The sequence below is a fragment of the Frankia sp. CcWB2 genome, assembly GCF_977927585.1.
This window is the reverse complement of sequence record NZ_CDWRCM010000037.1, coordinates 2,600-4,897: the sequence shown is the minus strand read 5'-3', so window position 1 is coordinate 4,897 and position 2,298 is coordinate 2,600. Positions and strand designations below refer to the sequence as shown.

Annotated in this window: 2 protein-coding genes; one reads left to right on the top strand and one right to left on the bottom strand. The window is 70.1% G+C overall.

The genetic code is table 11. The features are described 5' to 3' along the window. A partial coding sequence (locus ACY45C_RS06145; protein ID WP_462186681.1) for a PH domain-containing protein occupies positions 1-449 on the top strand: 449 nt, incomplete at its 5' end. A 228-nt stretch (positions 450-677) separates the two neighbouring features. Here ACY45C_RS06145 and ACY45C_RS06140 read toward each other — a convergent pair. Beyond that, the coding region (locus tag ACY45C_RS06140; RefSeq protein ID WP_462186680.1) for a transketolase at positions 678-2,298 on the bottom strand (1,621 nt) is incomplete at its 5' end.

Sequence of the window (2,298 nt, the reverse complement as noted above, 5' to 3'; positions counted from 1 at the left end):
GGGCGGTCCTGCTACCTGTCTTCCTGCAGACCATCGGGGCCGTACTGCTCGCGCTCGTGGCGAACATCCTGCTCGCCTCGCAGGACGTTGACGCCGGCATCATCACCACGCTGCTGTGGTACTTCGCCCTCTTCATGATCTTGAGGATGCTGTGGGGGGTCGTCGATTGGCAGTTCGAGCACCTTATGATCACTGACAAGCGACTACTGAAGGTGTCCGGGATCTTCTTCCGCAAGGTCCAGACGATGCCACTGTCCAAGATCACGGATCTCACGTACAACCGGGACCCGCTTGGCCGGTTGCTCGGGTACGGCGAGTTCGTCGTGGAGTCCGCCGGCCAGGACCAGGCACTTTCCAAGATCAAGTTTCTGCCGCGCCCGGACCGACTCTACCTCACCCTGGTCGACATGACCTTCGGTGGAGCACCCGCCCCAGCCGGAGACGACTGACGGACGGCCCGCGGGACCGGGCCCGACGGGTTGGCGCAGGCCTGACCGGGTGCCCTGACCGGGTGCGAGGTACCCGTCGCCGGACGTCCCCACCGATCCTGCTCATGCTCACGCCTGGTCAGGCATGCGACAACGACGAAGGCGGGACCGGGGGATCTCCCCCGGTCCCGCCGGATGTCAGCCTTGTGCCTTCCCCCGCCCGCCGGCCGGCCGCTGGCCCTGGACGGGTCAGCGCAGCAGGCCGCGGGCAGCCTCGACGATGTGCTTCGCGGAGATGCCGGCCGCGTCCAAGAGCTCCTGCGACGCCCCGGAACCCGGCAGCGACCGCACCGCAAGATGACGGACCGACAGCGGCACGCTGCCGTCGCTGAGCGATTCCAGCACCGCGCTGGCCAGTCCGCCCTCCGGGTAGTGATCCTCGGTGACGACGATGCGCCCGCCGGTGGCCCGGGCGGCGTCGGCGAGCGTCGCCGCGTCGACCGGCTTCACGGAATACAGGTCGACCACGCGGGCCGCGATCCCCTCGGCCGCGAGCGTGCCCGCCGCGGCCAGCGACTCGTGCAGGGTGACACCGGCACCGATGAGCGTGACGGTGTCGGCGTCCGATCGGCGGAGCACCTTGGAACCACCGGGGGCAAACGGCTCGTCCGGGCCATAGAGCACGGGGTAGGCGCCACGGGTGGTGCGCAGGTAGCTGACCCCGGGCAGATCCGTCATCGCCTCGACGAGCTTCGCGGCGGACGTCGCGTCGCTCGGGTAGAGCACCGTCGAGCCGCCGACCGCCCGCATCATGGCGAGGTCCTCGAGCGCCATCTGCGACGGCCCGTCGGCGCCGATCTCGACTCCCGCGTGGCTGCCGGACAGCCGGATGTCGGCCTGGGAGATCGCCGCCATCCGGATGAAGTCGTAGGCCCGGGAGAAGAACGCCGCGAACGTGGAGGCGAAGGGCACGTAGCCACGCACCGACAGCCCGACCGCCGCCGCGACGAGCTGCTGCTCGGCGATGAAGATCTCGAAGAAGCGGTCCGGATAGATCTTGGCGAAGTCCTCGGAGTAGGTCGAGTTGCTGACCTCCGCGTCGAGCGCCACCACGTCGGTGCGGGCTCCGAGCGCGGCGAGCGCCTGGCCGTAGGCGCGCCGAGTCGCCACCTTGGCGCCGAGATCGTAGGTGGGCAGCGTGATGGCGGGCCGCTCGACCGGCGCCGGTCGGGGAAGGTCCGCGGGCGGCACCGGACCGCGAACCCGCAGGTCACGCAGGCCGCCGAGCTCGGCGATGGCGCGGTCGGCCATGTCGGCGGGGAACGGCTTGCCGTGCCAGCCCTCGACGTCCGCGGCCTCGGAGAAGCCCTCGCCCTTGCGGGTGCGGGCGAGGATGACGGTCGGCCGGGTGACGTCCTCGGCGTCGGCGAGCACCGCGTCGATCGCGGCGATGTCGTGGCCGTCGACGACGACCGCGCGGGCGCCGAAGGACTCCACCCGCTTGGCGTAGGTGTCGAGGTCCCAGCCGAGCTCGGTCGGGCCGCGCTGGCCGAGCCGGTTGACGTCGACGATCGCGATGAGGTTGGAGAGGTTGTAGTAGGAGGCCTTGTCCAGTGCCTCCCAGACCGAGCCCTCCGCCATCTCGCTGTCACCGCAGATCACCCAGACTCGGTAGGGCACTTTGTCCAGGTACTTACCGGCGAGCGCGACGCCCACGCCGTCGGGCAGGCCCTGCCCGAGCGACCCGGTCGCGACGTCGACCCACGGCAGGACAGGCGTCGGGTGGCCCTGGAGCCGCTCGCCGAAACGGCGGTAACCATTGATCAACTCGTCGTCACCGACGACCCCGACCGCCTTGAAGATGGAGTAG